We start from the raw sequence: 17,106 nt of genomic DNA on the forward strand, positions 1-17,106 counted from the left end.
CCTAATGAACGTACTGCTTTGCATATGCTGCATCATTATAAAGAGGCTCTTTGTACTGAGATTTACCGTAGTTACGAATAATGGCCTGACCCTCATCTGAGGCGACAAATTGAATGAATTTGACGGCAATATCGCGATCTGAAGTCTTGCTAGAGGGGGCTGCAAGCGCATCATAGGTATTCACTAGAAACTTATCGCCCCTATAAAGAATCTGCAAATTAGGCGCCACATCTTTTTCTGCCACCCAGGTACTGCTGTCAGACATAAAATAAGCATTCTCCGCATTCGCTCTCTTGAGAGAGGCAGTCATGAAGTCATTGGTAATGATGTACCAATTACCCTCAGGTGTAATACCTGCCTTTTTCCAGATATCCATTTCTTTTTGGTGGGTGCCTGATTTGTCACCCCTAGAAATAAACTTAGCCTGAGCTTTAGCTATCTTAGAGTAGGCATCTGCTCCACTCGTGGCAATCTTAATATTAGCTGGATCATTTTTTGGACCAACAATATAAAACTCGTTGGAGCCAATTAATGTACGATCGGTGGCCCAACCCTCGGCAATTGCTTTATTCACTGCCTCAGGAGCGTGCACCATGATCATATCGACTTGTTGTGTCTTTAGGAGATTCAGTGACGCTCCGCTACCAGCCTTAATCCAAATAAGACGAGCACCTTCTTTTTTATCAAAGGCTTCGCCGAGTGCTTGCAAGAGACCAAGCTCACCTGGGCTACCTGTAGCTAGCTTGAAACTTTTATTTCCTTGCCCATAAATGGCTTCAGATTTGAGTGGGTTGGTTTGTGCCATTGTGGTTTGTATCGCTACGCTAGCAATAATGCTAGTTAGCAGATATTTCCATAATCGTGAAGAGATCATTTTATTTAGCTATCCAATTATTTCTTGGCATTTGGGAAGAAAAGCTGTTCACCATCAATCTTGTAGCTGGCAATCACTTCCTGCCCATTTTTAGAGATCAACCAGTCAATAAACTCTTGTCCCTGGGCTTTCTTCACGCTAGGAAACTTAGCTGGGTTGACCAGCATCACACCATATTGATTAAAGAGCTTAGGGTCGCCTTGCACTAGGATCGTTAAATCACCACGGTTCTTAAAGCTAATCCAAGTTCCACGGTCGGCCAAGATATAGCCATTCATCGCAGAAGCAGTGTTGAGGGCAGGACCCATACCAGAACCCGTTTCTTTGTACCAAGCAGTGCCAGGGGCGATAGCGATGCCAGCACCTTTCCAGTAACGCAGTTCGGCAGCATGTGTGCCGCTCTTATCGCCACGCGATACAAATGGCGCTTGAGCACCAGCAATCTTTTGTAGAGCCACTTGAATATCTTTGCCACCACCCACTTTTGCAGGATCTGATTTAGGCCCGATGAGGACAAAATCGTTGTACATCACTTCATAGCGTTTTGTGGAGAATCCGTCTTCAACAAACTTTTCTTCAGCAGCCTTGTCATGAACAAACACAACATCGGCATCGCCACGACGTCCAATATCGAGAGCCTGACCAGTACCTACCGCAACGACTTTGGCATCAATCCCCGTTTTCATTTTAAAAATAGGAAGGATGAAGTTAAAGAGGCCACTTTGCTCAGTAGAGGTAGTGGATGACACCACAATGCTTTTTTCTTGGGCATACACCTGAGAACTGCCTATCAAGATTGTTACCAGGACGCCAATAAATAGATTTGAGATTAGCTTTTTCATAGGACTCAATAAATAGTTGATTAAAACGATATCATCGCATACATTAATACTTATTGAATATGCAAAAAATTACATATGCAAATTGAGATCCGTCCTACGTTAGTTGTTCAATCCCAGGCTGAGGGCAGGGGCTCTATAGACTTGATTTGGCTCTCGCGTCTCCTCAAGGACATAGGAAGTGGCAGCTCTTTAGTAGTGGCAAGTAAGAAATCCGGCACCTCTTATCGGGGTGCCTGGGGAAAATTAAATCAAGTTGAAGCCAGCTTGGGTATGCCTTTGATTGTGAGAACCAAAGGCCATGGATCAATATTGACTGAATTTGGAACTTTCTTCCTTCAGTTTATTGATGAGATGCAAGCCAATCATCATGAGAGTGGTAATGCCTATCAGGACATTTTGCTAAAAGAAATTAAAAAGATAGAAAAATCAGAAAGTGCTCGATGGAAATTTCTATCGAGTAGCGATTCCATCATTCAAAGAGCGGTAGCAGAGGTTAAGGGTTTTGATTTAAAAATTGCTGGCTCAGGAGAATCTTTAGAGAAGTTATTGAATAATGAAGCACATATTGCTGGCTACCATGTCTCAGATGAAAAAAGTTCAAAAGCTATTCATCGTCGATTATCAAAAAGTGGAATACAAATCTATCCTGTCATGAAGCGCACACAGGGGCTGATTGTTAAAAAAGGAAATCCTTTGCGGATACGTTCAATAGATGATTTGGTGGACCGAAAGGTACGATTTATTAATCGACAAATTGGTTCTGGCACTAGATTGCTCTTGGATACCTTGCTCATGGAGGAGGGAATTGAGCCTTCTGACATTAATGGTTATTTACATGAGGAGTTCACTCACTCTGCAGTAGCGAATGCCATTTTGGCAAGTAAAGCAGATGTAGGAATGGGTGTTAAGAATGTCGCCATAGAAAATGGGCTGGGATTTGTGCCTTTGAAAGATGAAATTTTCTTCATCGCCATGCATAGAGAGATGGTTTCTCAGTCCGATGCTTCAAAATTGATTCGGAAGATTCGGAGTTACTCTGGTGAGACTCCAGGTTATAAAGCGATTAGCCTGAATCGCCAGATTGAAGGCTGGTTATAAATGAATAGCGGGGCTAGAATAGTTTTGCTATGAAATTCCGTCTCTACTATTTACTTGCCCCTTTATTCTTCTGTGCAAATCTTGTGTGGGCGCAAACGACAACTGTAGCGGTTGCAGCCAATATGAAGGATGCGTTTAGCGAAATCAGTCTAGCCTATAAGGCCGCAGGTAATTCTGAGCCTAGGATTGTGTATGGCTCATCCGGCAATTTTTCAGCACAGATTATGAATGGCGCCCCATTTAAGTTATTCATATCTGCTGATGAATATTTTCCGCTTGAGCTCTATAAACAGGGTAAGACAATCGACGATGGTCTTGTATACGCTATTGGTAAGTTGGCGATCATCTCCAAAAACTCCACTGGGATACGATTACTTGATAACAAGTCTGAATTGATCAAGGCAATCAATAAAGCGAATAAGATTGCCATTGCTAAGCCTGAGCTAGCGCCCTATGGAAGAGCTGCTGTGGAGTATCTCAAGGCAGAGGGGCTATGGAATATTGCTAAAGATAAGTTGATCTATGCAGATAATGTTGGTATTGCAACGATGTACGTAGTAACGGGCGCGGCTGATTTGGGCTTTACTGCGCTATCTTTAGCAAGGTCTGCAGAGGTTAGCAAAGAGACAAGCTATATTCTTCCTAGCAGTAATTTATATGAGCCAATTAAACAGAGAATGGTTTTAATCAAAAACGCTCCACGGGAGGCAGTAACGCTTTATCAATTCATGCAAAGCCCTCAAGCGAAATTGATTCTTCAGAGGTACGGTTACAGTACCCCTTAATTTTTGATTTTTCGCCTCTTTTCTCAATTTAGGCTACAGTCTTAGGTATTCATTTGTTTAAGAGAGCCTCTACATGAAACTAAAGTCCACTGTATTTCTGCTATCTAGCTTCCTAGGTGTTTTTCTTGTTGGATCGGTGCATGCCCAGTCTGGCGAAAATACGTATAAGCAAGTCTGTGCAAGCTGCCATGGGGCTGGCGTTCTGAATGCTCCTAAGCTTGGAGATAAAGCAAAGTGGGCGCCACTGATTGCTGAGGGGCAAGTAATACTGACGGCACATGGTTATGTTGGGGTGCGATCTATGCCTGCTAAAGGCGGTAATCCTAATCTAAGTATCGAAGGATTTGCTGATGCCTTAGTTTATATGGTGAATAACTCAGGTGGTAACTGGAAGTCGCCGAATGCGCAAACCATTGCAGCTATCAATAAAGAAGTTGAGGCTCGCAAAGCAGGATTAAATAAGAAGTAAGACAGCAGAGCGATCAGTTCATTCAGCGCTAAGAAGCACTCCTAGCGCTGAATATTCAATGGCTTAGTCCGCTTTAATTCCAGCATCCTTGATTACTTTAGCCCACATATTCAATTCTCTTTGAATTCGCTTTGCTGAATCAGCTGGCGTAAGGTAGTTCACATATACGCCAGCAGCTAACATGCGCTCTTGTACATCGGGGCGCTGCAAAATCACTTTGATATCGTTATTGAGTTTGTCAATAATCGGTTTTGGCGTACCTGCAGGAGCCAAAATTCCGAACATGCTCACAACATCAAAGTTGGGTAAGCCAGTAGCTTCGGTAATAGTTGGCACATCAGGTAACTGACTAATACGTTTAGCAGTGGTTACTGCTAAAGCTCTTAATTGGCCAGCTTGAATAAATTGCAGTGCCGCCGGAACAGTCTCGGACATGGTGAGTACTTGACCGCCTACCAGGTCTGTCATAGCAGGACCGCTACCTTTATAGGGCACATGCAAGAGATCCAAGCCTAATTGTGCGCGGAACATTTCCATTGCTAGGCGTTGTGGTGCACCTGCGCCCGAAGATGCAAAGGTGAGTTTGCCTGGATTGGCTTTGGCATAAGCGATAAATTCCTTCATATTCTTCACGGGAACAGAAGGGTTCACTACAAACACTAGCGGCACTACACCAACAACACCTATAGGCGTAAAATCTTTTTCTAAGTTGTATTTAATGCCATCTTTGTTAAGGTTGGTATTAATCGCATGTGATGTGAGGGCACCCATCAATAAGGTGTAACCATCTGCAGGTGACTTAGCCACCATATCCGCACCAATATTGCCGCTATCTCCAGAGCGGTTATCAGGGAGTACTTGCTGACCTAGTGACTTGGACAGCTCTTGTGCCATGATGCGACCAATCACATCAGTTGCGCCTCCTGGAGGAAAGGGAATCACCAGTCGAACTTGCTTGTCCGGATAGTTCTTGGTTGCTGCATCGGTTTGCGCTGAGGCATTGCCCATAATGGCAGTGGTGCAAAGTGCAATAAAAAGGGATTTTTGAATTAGTTGTCTCATATCTTATTTTTTTATATAGGTTTGTAATACGAGTTCATATTATGACCAAAATTGAGCTTCCTGTGCTAGATCAAGGAATGATGGATTTCACTAATTACAATGGATCCATGAATCTTGAACCCCACCAGATTGAAGTTATTGGTTATTGCGCTGCATTCTTAACCACGATCGCCTTTTTGCCCCAAGCAATACAGTCTTGGCGCACCCGGGATTTATCAGGGGTGTCATTGGGCATGTACTCTCTATTTACTGCTGGGGTGGGGCTTTGGCTGATTTATGGCCTGATTATTGAGAAGTGGCCCCTAATACTGGCAAATGCCTTGACCTTCGCTTTGGCTCTGAGCATCTTGTTGCTGAAATTGCGTCATACTTCAAAACATCGTAAATAAACACTAATCCACAGCATCCCATAGAAAGGGTTTTATGAGTTCAGCATTTGTGATTGACCCACCACCAGTAGTGTCGCTGCCAGTGACTGGCGATACCCGTCGTTTTGCAGTAAATCGCATCTATTGTGTTGGTCGCAACTATGCAGACCATGCGCGCGAAATGGGTCATGATCCGGATCGTGAGCCGCCATTCTTTTTTATGAAGCCAGCCAACTCTATCGTGACTGACGGCAAAGATATGGCTTACCCAAATTTATCTAAAGATGTGCACCACGAAATTGAAATGGTAGTTGCCATTGGTAAAGGTGGTGCCAATATTTCTGCTGATAAAGCCCTGGATCACGTATATGGTTATGGCGTTGGCTTAGATATGACAAGACGTGATTTACAAGGTGAGGCCAAAAAGATGGGGCGCCCGTGGGATACAGGCAAGGCATTTGATCAGGCAGCTCCTTGTGGAGAAATCACTCCGGTCACAAAGTGCGGCCATCCATCGAAAGGCGCCGTCAAACTTTTGGTGAATGGGGAAGTGCGTCAAGAGGGTGACTTAAACCAGCTCATTTGGAATGTGCCCGATACTATTGCTTACCTTTCTACTTTGTTTACTTTAGAGCCAGGCGACTTAATCTACTCAGGTACTCCCGCAGGAGTTGGTCCAGTGAAGAAGGGTGATGTACTGATTGGAAGTGTTGAAGGCTTAGCTAATTTAAATACTAAAGTTATTTAATATTTGATGCGCCGGCAAATTTGATGTCCTGGCGGCGGTCTGCGCTAGAATTCTTCTATGTATATGTTCCTGCCTTTTCTGACAGCGTTGATCGGACTTATTTTGGTCTGGTTTGAAAAGCGTCTGGCGGGCTTGGTCCTATTAGCTATTACCGTTGGAATCCTACTTGTCTGGTTCCACTCTCATGCAACTACTCATCTCAATCTCAGCCTGTGAGTAAGACTTCTTTTCCGTCTTTGGCCGCACTTGGCAATCAACTGGCTCTCATTGCAATTATTGGAGTTCTGTCTTACGCCTTTGTGGATCAGCTTTATTTTGGCGAGTTGCCTTGCCCACTCTGCCTAATGCAGCGTATTGGATTTGTAATCATTGGCTTTGCCTTAGTTCTCAATATTCGCTGTGGTGCACACTCGGCCCATTATGGTTGGGGCATTATTGGCGGTCTTATAGGGATGATGGTTTCATTACGCCAGGTGCTTTTGCATATCTTGCCTGGAGATAAAGGCTATGGATCTACCTTTTTGGAGTTGCATTTTTATACCTGGGCCTTTGTTGGCTATATCGGCTTGCTATTAGGCCTTGCAATTTTGCTCATGTTGCCTAATCGCGATGTTCGTTCTCGTTCCATGTTTGCAAATACCTTAGTAATCATCTTTATCCTATTGGTAGCCGGTAATTTAATTTCTACCTTATTGGAGTGCGGCATCGGCCCCTGTGCTGATGATCCTGTGAAGTATGAGGGCTTACTTTGGTTGCGCAACCGCTTCAGTTTTTAATAAAGCCGATGACACCATTTTCCAGGCTAATCAAGAGCCTCTTACTTGCTGTGTTCATTTGCTCTGGCGTATCAAACGCCCACTCACAAGTAAAGACAGTCTGGCCTAAGCAGGCCATCAAGATCATTGTTACTTTTACGCCTGGTGGGGCGCCCGATGTCTTGGCGCGGATCTTGGCTGAAAATTGGCAGCAAAGTTTAGGCGTTCCAGTGCTCGTAGAAAATCGTCCTGGTTATGGTGGCAATATTGGCGCGGAGTTAGTTGCCAAAAGTGACCCCGATGGTTACACATTGCTCATTGGTACTGTGGGCATTCATGCGATTAATGGGGCTCTTTATGACAAGATGTCTTTTGATCCTGTGAAAGATTTCACACCGATTAGTTTCTTGGCAAGTACTCCCAACGTTTTGATCGTGAATAAACAACTGGGCGTGAGTAATGTGAATGAGCTCATTGCACTTGCAAAAGCTAAGCCAAATCAATTAACTTTCGGATCTTCTGGTGTTGGTACCTCTTTGCACATGTCCGGTGAGTTGTTTAAAGAAATGGCAGGAATTGATATTCGTCATATTCCTTACAAGGGGCGCGCACAATCATTGCCAGATTTAGTGAGCGGACGTATCTCGATGCTATTTGATAACTTATCTTCTTCACTACCTTTGATTAAGGCGGGGGAGGTACAGGCTCTAGCGGTGACAACCTTAAAGCGTTCGCCTGCTGCCCCAGAGATTCCGACGCTAGCTGAGCAGGGATTGCCTGGATTTGAGGCGATTTCATGGTTCTCCTTGATGGCCCCAGCAAATTTGCCCCCATCTATTCAAAAGCGTCTTAATCAGTTAACTAGACAAGCTCTGCAAAATCCAGACGTCAAAAATAGACTCCTATCGGGCGGTTTGGATCCTGCTCCTGGCAGTCCTGAGGACCTCTCCAAATTGATTGCAGCAGAGTCGCGAAAGTGGAGTAGGGTGGTTCAGCAGTCTGGCGCCAAAGTGGAGCCCTAAAATCCTCTTTTCTTGTCAGCTTATGTCTCTTTAAAGCGTTATATAGGTAGGACAAAGATCAGGCGCTACAAATTCAAGATATTCGATTGAAAACTTATTCATCAGACCCTTTCTAATCGACCCAATTTGCCTAAATTTTCAGCATTAGACTTTTCTAAATTCGGAGCAGCAATATCCATGATTGGCGCTTGCCTATTGACTGGATGTGCAACCCAGACTCAGCAAATCAAGATGAATGAGTCAAGGGACCAATTTAAGAATGGCGACATGCAAAGTACTGCTGCCACTATTCAAAGTATCTTTAAGGATAAAAATACTCTGTATTACCTAGAGCTAGGCGGCGTACAAAGACTACAGGGCGCAAAGCAAATCCCTAATAGCACGCAGAACCTATTAGCGGCAGATCAATTGGTTGAGCAATGGGAGATTGCAACCAGCGACAAGCTCAAGCGCTCTTTTACAAGCATGAGTTCATACATCCTATCCGAGGGCTTAAGTAGTAATTACGACCCCAAGCCATATGAGGTGAGTTTATTAAGTCAGACGATTGCACTCAATCATTTATCACAGGGTCGCTGGAACGATGCCATGGTTGAGGCTAAAAAAATGGCACAACGAGAAAAGGTGATCGAGGAACTGATTCAAAGTAAGGTCACAGCGGTATCTAAAGTAGAGCAACAACAACAAAATAATCAGAACACTAGGGGTGCTACTAGTCGTATTCAAAATATTGGCGGATATCCCATCAATCTCTTGGATGATGAGGAGACGCGCAGCCTGAAGAATGCTTATCAAAGTCCTGCGGCCTATTATTTATCTGGCTTTATCCATGAATCCCAGGGTGAGGCTAGCTTAGCTGCCCCCGGCTATCGCCTAGCAATTGAACTGCGACCCTCAGTCAACTTTTTCAAGACCAGTATTGCTAAGTTGGACTCTAATATTGCCAATCAAGCTAAAAAAAGTTTTGCAGATACTCTGATTATGATTGATACAGGGTATATGCCTAAAATTAGCCCCCATCAGATTAGTCAGTCAGTGACTTTTGGCGGAAATTCAAAATTAGTGACCCTTACTTTTCCTGTGATCGAAAAATCAAGCGATCGTTTTGCGCCAAACTATATTCAACTCGGTGATCGAGTGGCTAATCCAGAGTTAGTGGCCAATATCGATGCAATGGCTAGGAAAAATCTTCAAGATGAGATGCCGGCTTACGTTCTGAGAGCCACCTCGCGCGCGCTTGTATCCTTAGCCACTCAATATGCGGCAGACCAAGCTGCGCAACAGGCAGCTAGAAAAAATAATCAAAACAATCAGAATAATAATGCGGCAATTATTGGCGCTATAGCAGGAATGCTTACTGGTTATGGCCTACAGGCAATTAATGTGACGGACGTACGCCATTGGTCAACATTGCCAGCACAAACTTATATGGCCAGAATGGGATTGCCGATTGGAACAACCGTTCTGAAATTTGCTTTGCCATCGGGCGTAATACAAAGTCAAACAGTAAATCTTGTCGGTGGCTATAACGTGATTTATATCCGTATGTTTAGAAATAAGGCAACTGTTCTCACATCAAATGATCCAGCAGCGCTTCCTCTTCCACCACAAGTCGTTGCACCACAAACAATTACCAATCCTGTTTCAACAGTCCCAAGGGCATCCTCAGACGAAGTTAAGCCCAAAGAGGGCGCCTTAGACGGATTTAAGAAGTTATTCAGTGGTTTCATGGGTCCAAAACCGGAGGAGGCAACTCTGAGCGCCCCTGTGCTTGCAGCGCCCGTAGAGCCTGAATCTGCCGCCACAGTCCCAGCCGTAAACCCCATACCCAGGCCTGCAAGCGGTAATATGGATGGGTTGAAGCCCTATGAGCCACCCAGTTTACTCAACAGCCTTCAGCAGCTTTTTAATTAAGAAAGACCGAGAATGAAAAAATACCTTTTGATTCTATTGGCAGCTATTGCATTAGCTGCCTGCAGCTCAACCCCCTCGATGAAAGATATGACAGTGCGCATGGGTGACACTGACAGTATTCAGATTACGGATATGCGTAGCTTAATGCGCAATGGTGTTTTAACAGCGCAGGTAACTATTCAGAACGATAGTAAGTCCAACTTGGTTGCTTATCGTTTTAAATGGCTAGGCAAGAATGGTATGACTGTAAGCGATGAAGAAGCCTGGAAGCCGGTGACCATTGGTAAAGGTCAGTCGACTATTATTACGGGGATCGCGCCCACACCAGATGCTACTGATTTTCGTTTTGAGTTAAATCAGTACAAATAAACTTTAGAGTAAACCTCTTTAATTAAAAAATGATCATGAAAATCCACACTAAAACTATCCATTTATCTGCATTGGCACTCTCTGCTGTTTTGTTGGCAGCGTGCTCAGGCCCGCAAGTTCGTTATGGCGATGCTAAAGCGGTTGAGACTGTCAACGTTAATTACGGTTCAACCGACTTGCAAATCATTGCTGAAGCGATGACGAGATCACTTTTGCAATCAAAAGCGATTTCTGGAAGCAAGGATGCACCGATTGTGACTTTGGCAGATGTCAAGAACAAGACCTCTGAATATATTGATACTCGTGTGATTACCGATAAGATTCGAACGCAACTCATGAAGAGTGGTCAAGTCCGTTTTGCAGTGAGCGTTACCGAAATGCAAAATCAAACAGATGAGTTAAAGCGTCAAAATCAATCCGGCCTTTATAAGAACAGTACGATCGCTAAAACTGGCAATATGCAGGGCGCCCAATATCGTATTGAAGGTTCAATTGCCTCTATCGTGAAGAGCACTAAAGACGTGAAAGATGTCTACTACGTCTTTAACTTAAATCTCATTAATAACGAATCAGGCTTGCTCGAGTGGGCTGATGAAAAAGAGATTCGCAAGACTGCCACCCGCTAATCAAGGAATTTAATTAATGCCATTGCTTAAAAAATCGTTTCTAGTTTGTGCGGGAGTGGGCCTAGTCTTATTGACTGGCTGTGCTTCTAAGCCTCCTGCAGTCGTACCAGAGCAGGCCATTGTTGGAAGGGTGGCTGCTGATCCTCCTAAGAACCCAGTGATTAATGCGCAGGCTCTGAAGGCGGAATCTAAATCAATTGCAGTAACCGATATCTACTTCAAGAAAGAAGGCAAGAACTTAGTTTTCATTGAAGAGACCCGTCAAAAAACCAATAACAACGTTACCTCAACCATTACGCCTAGAACAATTGAGGTAGATGCCGATAAGGCGGATGCTTCTGCTCTGACTGGTGGTCCAAACCCATCTGCATTTCCAGTGAAGTTCACTGATTTATCGGATCCGAAGCCCACTGCTCCAGTGGTCACTCCTGTAGATCCTCAGGCGTCGAGTAATAGCTCTAATGCCGAAACTCAGAGTTCTAAGAAGTCCGGTTATGAGAACAAGATGGAGTATGGCGAGTTACGTTACTTAGCTAACCCAATTCGTGGCTTACTGATTCAATCAGGCTACAAAGTTGTACAAGCTCAATCAACAGTAGCTATGCCTAACCAGGGCGATGAGTTCTTTGATATCGTCAAGCGTATTAAAGTGGGTGATTTTGGTGACGCTGATTATGTTCTGTATGGCGTTTTAGCTGAAGTCTCCAATACAGATAATGTGGCAGACATTCCTGGAACTAAATCGACTTCTCATCAGATGACGCTTGAGGTAACGGTAGACTTTAATATTGTTGACACTAAGACAGCCCAAATCGTCGCCTCATTCATCGCTTCTGGCGAAGGCAAGGATGTCCAAATTGATGGCAAAAATACTGGCTATAAACCAAGTACGGCAAAGCTCATGAAGCTTGCTTCTTTAGATTTGGCAGAAGATGTACGCAAGAACTTAGCAGCTCAGAATTTCGTGACCAATAACCCAGGATCTGCTGGGTATGAGCGCAATCTGAAGCGCCGTCTGGATGATGATGCTTCTACTTTAAAGGTTTATAAGTAAGTAGAAAGATGCTACACCTGAAGCGGCGGATGCGTTCTTTCATAGCGCTCCGCTGTTCTTCTAAACAAATAGAGTAAAAAGCAGGCAGCCAATGCAAGACTTAAGCTATTGCCAGCCCAAAAGCCATTCGCACCTTGCAAGAATGTGGGTACGTTTCCAAAAACATTAAAGCCCATGAGGTAGCCGCCGCCAAGGCCGACACCCCATAGTGATCCTGCATAAATGACCATGGGCCAGAACGCGATTCGATATGCGCGCAGAATAAATGCTGCAGCGACTTGTAGAGCGTCAAAAACTTGATAGAAGGCAATAAACAAAAAGAGTGGAATTGAAAAGGCTTTTACTTCAGCTGGTGGATCATAGAGATCTAATAGCTGCATTCTGAAAAGCCAGACTGCTATACCAATCGTGATACAAGTAGCGGTTGTAAAGAAGACTGAAGACCAGCCAATCTCCTCAGCACGTTCTGGTTTATTTGCACCAATCGATTGCGATACTAATGTCATAGTTGCAATGGAGAGTGAGAGTGGGACCATATAAATGACAGTTCCCATATTGGCCACAATCTGATGCCCAGCTAATGCGGTTGTTCCTAAGCGTGCAATAAACAGGGACATGAAGGTAAAGGAAGTAACCTCAATCAAATAGCTAAAGCCAATGGGAGCCCCTAGTTTTAGCAAGACCCAAATGCGATGCCAGTCAGGAGGGCTAAAGCGCGCAAAGATCATAAAGGGTCTATAGAAACGATCCAATAGAACGAAGCCTAGGGTTAATAACATCCAAGTCCAGTTGATGATCACAGTAGCGACTGCGCAGCCAGGCCCACCCATACCTTCAATACCAAAGCCGCCGTAGATAAAGAGCAAGTTCAGGGGTAGCTTTAGTCCAAGACCAATGAGTTGAATGACAGTAATGACGGCAGGGCGAGAAACGGCATTGTGTAAGGCCATCAAGACACGCATTACCATGCTGGCGGGCAATCCAATCGCCAGAATATTGAGATACAACTTGGCTTTGTCTTCTATGTCCGGACTCAGATGAGAAATCTCAAGCACATGATCTGCATTGGTCAAAATCAAACAGCCAAGAATGGTTAGTCCTAGTGCAAGCCAAGTAGCTTGTCTGACTTCTTCGCCGATTTCAGAATGCCGTTTAGCGCCAAAGAGCTGTCCAGCGATTGGCGCAAGAGCAGACACTACGCCAGTAAGGCCAACATAAACGCTAATAAATATCGCTGAAGCCATCGCTAAGGCAGCCAAGTCCTCGGCAGAGTAGCGAGCAGTCATGGCAGTATCGAGTACGCCAAAAGCTATCACTGCTAATTGGCCTATCAAAAGAGGGCCAGCGAGTTTGAGTAAAGCAGGAACGTCTTCGCGAAGTCGCGATAGTTTAAAGTGCGGCACTATTTATTCCGGGATCACTTCGTACAGACGCAATCGTTCATCGCGGTCGGCGGCGCGACGGTCTTCCCAAAGCAAATGTAGCTTCTTCTTATTCAGCTTTGCGTAGGCTTTAGCTTCAGATTGGTTATGAGTGAGCATCCAAGGGCAATTGGAGTCATCACGCAGAGGAAGTTTTGTGAAATAACTAAAAGAGGCCAGCTGAGAGTCGCCGATATTACTGGTGTTAACGCAACCAGCACCGGCTGGAACTACCTGTGCTAAACGAGCAGCTACTTGACGATAGGTCTTGGCGTAGTTAATGGTTGGTAACCAGAGCGTCATCAAGAGCACCCACATCAAGGTAGTGCCAGATGCGGAAATAATCAGGCAGCGCCAGATTTCTTTGGGGGCGCGAGAAGTTCTCCAGCGCACTACTGCAAGCCATACTCCAGTAATAGCAATGGCAACTACAAAGCCAAGCAGATTAAATTGACTTTCAAAGCCGGGAAGTAATCTACTAACATTGGAGGCGGTCGATTCTGGGAAGCCAGTAACTTTTGCTAGCCAAATAATCCAAATCGCAATTGCGATGAGGGTAAAGCTAAACATCGCAAACCAATCAATGAAGCTAATCATGCTGCGCTTTAAGATCGGCAAGCTAAAGGCAGCAATGATGGATAGGCTTGGAATCAAAATCATCAGGTCGTGTTCATTAGCCTCTAGGCGGAACAGTACATAAATGAAGCTACCAATAAATAAGCTCAGTGGAATGCAAAGATGGGGAGCACGCCATGCGCCAGCTTCTTTGACTCGACCCCAGTGCGCTAATGAAATGATGGCGAGCGGCCATACTGGCCAAGCATAGGCCCAGAAGTTCACGCTCAGGAACCCAAGGGATTCCATAGAAGGGGTTGCTCTCATTTCTGGAACATTGCGCCAACCTTCTTCAGCAATGTGACGCAAATGAACTGGAAGATCTGCTAAATACCAAATGATTGGCCAAATCGCGAAACCAATTAAGCCTAAAACAGTACTTGTTAATGTCCAGCGAAAACGCAACTTTGCGTTGCTAGCGAGAACGGCAATGATCGTCGAGCTAACTACCATGAGGCTAAGAGCGAGATTGCTGGATAGGGCAACAATCACAATGCCAAGACCAGTCCAAAGGCCGCCTTGCCATGGTTTATCTAAGCCACGTACTGTTCCATAGAGCACGATGCTAATGCCCATGAGTTGCGCCATCATTGGCGTGGTTTCATGAGCGCGCTGTGCTAGACCGACGCAAGCTAAGAAGATGAGCAGTGCGCCATCCGCTAGAGTCATGCCGTAACTCTTTAGGTCTGGTTGGCCACCAACAGCAAGTGCCATTGGCTGCACTTCACGACGACGACCTAAAAGATAGGTGGCATACCAAATTGCTAAGGCAGCAGAGAAAAAGCAAACAGCAGAGTAAAGACGTGCCGCATTGGCAGCACCAATCAACCAACCAAATAAGTCAATGAAGGTCGCGCCAATCCAATAGGGAAGTGGTGCACCAAGAGAGGCATCGCGACCCGCGATGTGCGGAACAATCCAATCTATGGAATTGCCGCGGAATAAAGTCCACATGCCGCCAAAGCCGATGGCATCTTCATTCTTCCAGGGATCCCGAAAGAAGAGGCCAGCAAAACCATAAATTAATGTCAGCGCAAAAATAATGATGCGCGGAATCGATTTAGTAGCGGCGGCGGTAAGTTTGACCATGAACTCTATTTAAGCAAAAACAAAAAATAAAAAAGGCAGCAAACGCTGCCTTAATTATCTCGCAGGGCAGGTATTTCACATACCCTGCGAATTGAAGTGATTTAAGCCTTCTTCTTAGCTGGCTTTTCAGCAGCTTTAGCTTCTGCAGCAGCAGCTTTTTTCTCAGCTGTTTTAGCAGCGCCATCACCGGTAGCTTTAGCAACAGCTTTAGTACCGAATTTCTGACGGAATTTCTCAACACGACCGGCGGTATCCATGATTTTTTGGGTGCCAGTGTAGAAAGGGTGTGATTCAGATGAAGTCTCGATCTTGGCCAAAGGATATTCCTTGCCATCTTCCCACTTGATTGTCTCTTTAGTAGACATCGTGGAGCGAGTCTTGAAGCTGAAGTTATTGGAAACGTCTACAAAGACGATTTCACGATATTCGGGGTGAATGCCAGGTTTCATTTTGAGTCCTATGAGCGGGTAGCCGTTTAAGTTAATAACCTAAATACTTTCCCAAGTTAAAAGCAATAAAGGGTGCAACAAAGGCGAAATTATGCCATGAAATCAATAACAAAGCGCACTTTCGGGGTCTAAAAGGGGCTAAAACAGCCCCCAGGACCCTAAATTAGCCTCCACGACGCATTAGGTCGAAGAATTCACCGTTGTTTTTGGTTGATTTGAGCTTATCCACAATGAAGTTCATCGCCTCGATATCGTCCATATCGGCCAGCAATTTACGCAATACCCAGATCTTCTGGAGATTCTCTGCTTTAACCAAGAGCTCCTCACGACGGGTGCCCGACTTATTGAGGTTAATCGATGGGTAAACGCGACGCTCAGCGAGGCGACGCTCAAGATGAACTTCCATATTGCCCGTGCCCTTGAATTCTTCATAAATGAGGTCATCCATACGGCTACCCGTTTCAATCAGTGCGGTAGCGATGATGGTCAACGAACCACCTTCTTCGATATTACGGGCTGCACCGAAGAAACGTTTTGGACGTTGCAATGCGTTTGCATCCACACCACCGGAGAGTACTTTGCCTGATGAAGGAACAACGGTGTTGTATGCGCGAGCAAGACGGGTAATCGAGTCAAGCAAGATGATCACATCTTTGCCCATCTCCACTAAACGTTTTGCTTTTTCAATCACCATCTCGGCGACTTGCACGTGACGAACTGCTGGCTCATCAAAAGTAGAGGCAACGACTTCACCGCGCACGGAGCGTTGCATCTCAGTCACTTCTTCTGGGCGCTCGTCAACGAGCAAGACAATCAAAATCGCTTCAGGATTATTGGCGGCAATTGCGTGAGCAATGTGCTGCATCATCACGGTCTTACCAGACTTCGGTGATGCTACGATCAAACCACGTTGGCCGTAACCAATCGGGGAGATCATGTCGATGATGCGACCAGTCAGATTTTCTTCTGCCTTGATGTCACGTTCCAAGCTAATCACACGGTTCGGGTGCAATGGCGTTAAGTTCTCGAACATGATTCGGTTCTTGAGGGCTTCTGGAGCTAAACCATTGATCTTGTCTACCTTAACCAAGGCAAAGTAACGCTCGCCATCTTTAGGAGTGCGTACTTCACCTTCAACGCTATCACCGGTATGCAGATTAAAGCGACGGATCTGCGCAGGAGAGATATAAATATCGTCAGGGGAAGCCATGTAAGAAGCTTCAGGGGAGCGCAAGAAACCAAAACCATCAGGCAATACTTCTAAAGTGCCGTCACCGAATACTGTTTCACCAGCCTTCGCACGTTTTTTCAGAATGGCAAACATCAATTCTTGTTTGCGCATCCGTTGCGTATTTTCAATCTCCAGACTAGCTGCCATTTCGAGCAGAGCGGATACGTGGAGGACTTTGAGTTCAGTTAATTGCATGTGGTTCTCGGGTGTTGATAAAGATGATTAGATCAATTGGTTTTGGGGTATCGCTGTGCTGAAGGAGATCAGACAGATGTGGAAAAACAGAATTTTGGGAATTTGCTTAAGAAAAAAAAG

At 45.0% G+C, this 17,106-nt stretch carries 19 protein-coding genes; 12 read left to right on the forward strand and 7 right to left on the reverse strand.

The genetic code is table 11. The features are described from left to right. Position 1 precedes the first annotated feature (1 nt). Entirely contained in the window at positions 2-805 is an 804-nt protein-coding gene (locus ICN17_RS06785) for a substrate-binding domain-containing protein (RefSeq protein WP_216236777.1), read from the reverse strand. A gap of 86 nt (positions 806-891) precedes the next feature. Continuing rightward, the gene (locus ICN17_RS06790) at positions 892-1,716 is read right to left on the reverse strand and encodes a substrate-binding domain-containing protein (protein WP_216236778.1); all 825 of its coding nucleotides are present in this window, start codon (positions 1,714-1,716) and stop codon (positions 892-894) included. A gap of 75 nt (positions 1,717-1,791) precedes the next feature. Between ICN17_RS06790 and ICN17_RS06795 the strand changes: the two genes are divergently transcribed. From ICN17_RS06795 to ICN17_RS06805, 3 genes are all read left to right on the forward strand, one after another. Then, positions 1,792-2,814 (forward strand): substrate-binding domain-containing protein, encoded by a 1,023-nt coding sequence (locus ICN17_RS06795; protein ID WP_216236779.1) that lies wholly within the window; start codon positions 1,792-1,794, stop codon positions 2,812-2,814. A 29-nt stretch (positions 2,815-2,843) separates the two neighbouring features. After that, positions 2,844-3,599, forward strand: coding sequence for a molybdate ABC transporter substrate-binding protein (gene modA / locus ICN17_RS06800; RefSeq protein WP_216236780.1), 756 nt, complete (start codon positions 2,844-2,846; stop codon positions 3,597-3,599). 73 nt (positions 3,600-3,672) lie between these two features. After that, positions 3,673-4,068: a cytochrome c5 family protein gene (locus tag ICN17_RS06805; RefSeq protein ID WP_216236781.1), complete on the forward strand. Its 396-nt coding sequence runs from the start codon at positions 3,673-3,675 to the stop codon at positions 4,066-4,068. 63 nt (positions 4,069-4,131) lie between these two features. Here the strand turns inward: ICN17_RS06805 and ICN17_RS06810 are convergent, their stop codons facing one another. Next, complete coding sequence (locus ICN17_RS06810; protein WP_216236782.1) at positions 4,132-5,130, reverse strand: tripartite tricarboxylate transporter substrate binding protein; 999 nt, start codon at positions 5,128-5,130, stop codon at positions 4,132-4,134. A gap of 107 nt (positions 5,131-5,237) precedes the next feature. Between ICN17_RS06810 and ICN17_RS06815 the strand changes: the two genes are divergently transcribed. The 9 genes from ICN17_RS06815 (at position 5,238) to ICN17_RS06850 (ending at position 11,986) form a co-directional block, all read left to right on the forward strand. Continuing rightward, positions 5,238-5,519, forward strand: coding sequence for a SemiSWEET transporter (locus tag ICN17_RS06815; protein ID WP_216236783.1), 282 nt, complete (start codon positions 5,238-5,240; stop codon positions 5,517-5,519). A 34-nt stretch (positions 5,520-5,553) separates the two neighbouring features. After that, positions 5,554-6,246 (forward strand): fumarylacetoacetate hydrolase family protein, encoded by a 693-nt coding sequence (locus ICN17_RS06820; protein ID WP_216236784.1) that lies wholly within the window; start codon positions 5,554-5,556, stop codon positions 6,244-6,246. Positions 6,247-6,309: 63 nt separating this feature from the next. Further along, complete coding sequence (locus ICN17_RS10455) at positions 6,310-6,462, forward strand: DUF5993 family protein (RefSeq protein ID WP_370625979.1); 153 nt, start codon at positions 6,310-6,312, stop codon at positions 6,460-6,462. Further along, entirely contained in the window at positions 6,459-7,022 is a 564-nt protein-coding gene (locus ICN17_RS06825) for a disulfide bond formation protein B (protein WP_216236785.1), read from the forward strand. Before ICN17_RS10455 ends, ICN17_RS06825 begins: the two co-directional genes overlap by 4 nt. Positions 7,023-7,030: 8 nt before the next feature. Then, positions 7,031-8,023 carry a tripartite tricarboxylate transporter substrate binding protein gene (locus tag ICN17_RS06830; RefSeq protein WP_216236786.1) on the forward strand — a complete coding sequence of 331 codons (993 nt, stop codon included), beginning with the start codon at positions 7,031-7,033 and terminating at the stop codon, positions 8,021-8,023. Between the two features lie 126 nt (positions 8,024-8,149). Further along, the gene (locus ICN17_RS06835) at positions 8,150-9,937 is read left to right on the forward strand and encodes a COG3014 family protein (RefSeq protein ID WP_216861822.1); all 1,788 of its coding nucleotides are present in this window, start codon (positions 8,150-8,152) and stop codon (positions 9,935-9,937) included. Between the two features lie 12 nt (positions 9,938-9,949). Further along, complete coding sequence (locus ICN17_RS06840) at positions 9,950-10,306, forward strand: YcfL family protein (RefSeq protein WP_216236787.1); 357 nt, start codon at positions 9,950-9,952, stop codon at positions 10,304-10,306. A gap of 35 nt (positions 10,307-10,341) precedes the next feature. Further along, positions 10,342-10,932, forward strand: coding sequence for a penicillin-binding protein activator LpoB (lpoB, locus tag ICN17_RS06845; RefSeq protein ID WP_216236788.1), 591 nt, complete (start codon positions 10,342-10,344; stop codon positions 10,930-10,932). Positions 10,933-10,948: 16 nt separating this feature from the next. Then, a complete protein-coding gene (locus tag ICN17_RS06850) occupies positions 10,949-11,986 on the forward strand; it encodes a hypothetical protein (protein ID WP_216236789.1) in 1,038 nt (345 codons plus the stop codon). Between the two features lie 11 nt (positions 11,987-11,997). On the opposite strand, the gene ICN17_RS06855 is transcribed toward ICN17_RS06850, so the two are convergent. The 4 genes from ICN17_RS06855 to rho form a co-directional block, all read right to left on the reverse strand. Then, entirely contained in the window at positions 11,998-13,389 is a 1,392-nt protein-coding gene (locus tag ICN17_RS06855; protein WP_216236790.1) for an MATE family efflux transporter, read from the reverse strand. A 3-nt stretch (positions 13,390-13,392) separates the two neighbouring features. Beyond that, a complete protein-coding gene (locus tag ICN17_RS06860; RefSeq protein WP_216236791.1) occupies positions 13,393-15,111 on the reverse strand; it encodes a glycosyltransferase family 39 protein in 1,719 nt (572 codons plus the stop codon). A 101-nt stretch (positions 15,112-15,212) separates the two neighbouring features. Continuing rightward, entirely contained in the window at positions 15,213-15,560 is a 348-nt protein-coding gene (locus ICN17_RS06865) for a type B 50S ribosomal protein L31 (RefSeq protein ID WP_087909737.1), read from the reverse strand. A 163-nt stretch (positions 15,561-15,723) separates the two neighbouring features. Continuing rightward, a complete protein-coding gene (gene rho, locus ICN17_RS06870) occupies positions 15,724-16,986 on the reverse strand; it encodes a transcription termination factor Rho (RefSeq protein ID WP_011903147.1) in 1,263 nt (420 codons plus the stop codon). Positions 16,987-17,106 lie beyond the last annotated feature (120 nt).

Origin of the sequence: Polynucleobacter sp. 73C-SIWE, from assembly GCF_018882465.1 — a bacterium.
In the GTDB taxonomy this organism is placed as follows: domain Bacteria; phylum Pseudomonadota; class Gammaproteobacteria; order Burkholderiales; family Burkholderiaceae; genus Polynucleobacter.